This is a genomic window from Neisseria sp. P0008.S010 (genome assembly GCF_051962715.1).
In the GTDB taxonomy this organism is placed as follows: domain Bacteria; phylum Pseudomonadota; class Gammaproteobacteria; order Burkholderiales; family Neisseriaceae; genus Neisseria; species Neisseria elongata.
In genome coordinates this window covers 1-1563 of the sequence record NZ_JBQCVA010000099.1, presented here as the reverse complement: position 1 = coordinate 1563, position 1563 = coordinate 1, and the positions used below count along the sequence as shown (strand labels likewise).

Here is a 1563-nt window from a genome sequence, read left to right as displayed (position 1 = left end):
CATCGGTACTGACTCGATTGGTTCGCTTATCAAACGCTTCGCTGCTAAAAAAGCCGGAGTAGAAGATGGTAGAAATCAATAATCAACGTAAGGCGTTCCTCGATATGCTGGCGTGGTCGGAGGGAACTGATAACGGACGTCAGAAAACCAGAAATCATGGTTATGACGTCATTGTAGGCGGAGAGCTATTTACTGATTACTCCGATCACCCTCGCAAACTTGTCACGCTAAACCCAAAACTCAAATCAACAGGCGCCGGACGCTACCAGCTTCTTTCCCGTTGGTGGGATGCCTACCGCAAGCAGCTTGGCCTGAAAGACTTCTCTCCGAAAAGTCAGGACGCTGTGGCATTGCAGCAGATTAAGGAGCGTGGCGCTTTACCTATGATTGATCGTGGTGATATCCGTCAGGCAATCGACCGTTGCAGCAATATCTGGGCTTCACTGCCGGGCGCTGGTTATGGTCAGTTCGAGCATAAGGCTGACAGCCTGATTGCAAAATTCAAAGAAGCGGGCGGAACGGTCAGAGAGATTGATGTATGAGCAGAGTCACCGCGATTATCTCCGCTCTGGTTATCTGCATCATCGTCTGCCTGTCATGGGCTGTTAATCATTACCGTGATAACGCCATTACCTACAAAGCCCAGCGCGACAAAAATGCCAGAGAACTGAAGCTGGCGAACGCGGCAATTACTGACATGCAGATGCGTCAGCGTGATGTTGCTGCGCTCGATGCAAAATACACGAAGGAGTTAGCTGATGCTAAAGCTGAAAATGATGCTCTGCGTGATGATGTTGCCGCTGGTCGTCGTCGGTTGCACATCAAAGCAGTCTGTCAGTCAGTGCGTGAAGCCACCACCGCCTCCGGCGTGGATAATGCAGCCTCCCCCCGACTGGCAGACACCGCTGAACGGGATTATTTCACCCTCAGAGAGAGGCTGATCACTATGCAAAAACAACTGGAAGGAACCCAGAAGTATATTAATGAGCAGTGCAGATAGAGTTGCCCATATCGATGGGCAACTCATGCAATTATTGTGAGCAATACACACGCGCTTCCAGCGGAGTATAAATGCCTAAAGTAATAAAACCGAGCAATCCATTTACGAATGTTTGCTGGGTTTCTGTTTTAACAACATTTTCTGCGCCGCCACAAATTTTGGCTGCATCGACAGTTTTCTTCTGCCCAATTCCAGAAACGAAGAAATGATGGGTGATGGTTTCCTTTGGTGCTACTGTGCCGGTTTGTTTTGAACAGTAAACGTCTGTTGAGCACATCCTGTAATAAGCAGGGCCAGCGCAGTAGCGAGTAGCATTTTTTTCATGGTGTTATTCCCGATGCTTTTTGAAGTTCGCAGAATCGTATGTGTAGAAAATTAAACAAACCCTAAACAATGAGTTGAAATTTCATATTGTTAATATTTATTAATGTATGTCAGGTGCGATGAATCGTCATTGTATTCCCGGATTAACTATGTCCACAGCCCTGACGGGGAACTTCTCTGCGGGAGTGTCCGGGAATAATTAAAACGATGCACACAGGGTTTAGCGCGTACACGTATTG

The 1563-nt window shown here is 47.5% G+C and carries 2 protein-coding genes and 1 pseudogene; 2 read left to right on the top strand and 1 reads right to left on the bottom strand.

Annotation, left to right across the window (positions count from 1 at the left end):
- Nucleotides 1-65: 65 nt before the first annotated feature.
- A complete protein-coding gene (locus tag ACTHSL_RS12520; RefSeq protein ID WP_000229403.1) occupies nt 66-542 on the top strand; it encodes a glycoside hydrolase family 24 protein in 477 nt (158 codons plus the stop codon).
- Nucleotides 539-1000, top strand: coding sequence for a prophage endopeptidase RzpD (rzpD, locus tag ACTHSL_RS12515; protein ID WP_000092275.1), 462 nt, complete (start codon nt 539-541; stop codon nt 998-1000). Before ACTHSL_RS12520 ends, rzpD begins: the two co-directional genes overlap by 4 nt.
- Before the next feature lie 31 nt (nt 1001-1031).
- Here the strand turns inward: rzpD and bor are convergent.
- Nucleotides 1032-1324: pseudogene (gene bor, locus ACTHSL_RS12510) on the bottom strand (serum resistance lipoprotein Bor).
- Between the last annotated feature and the right edge of the window lie 239 nt (nt 1325-1563).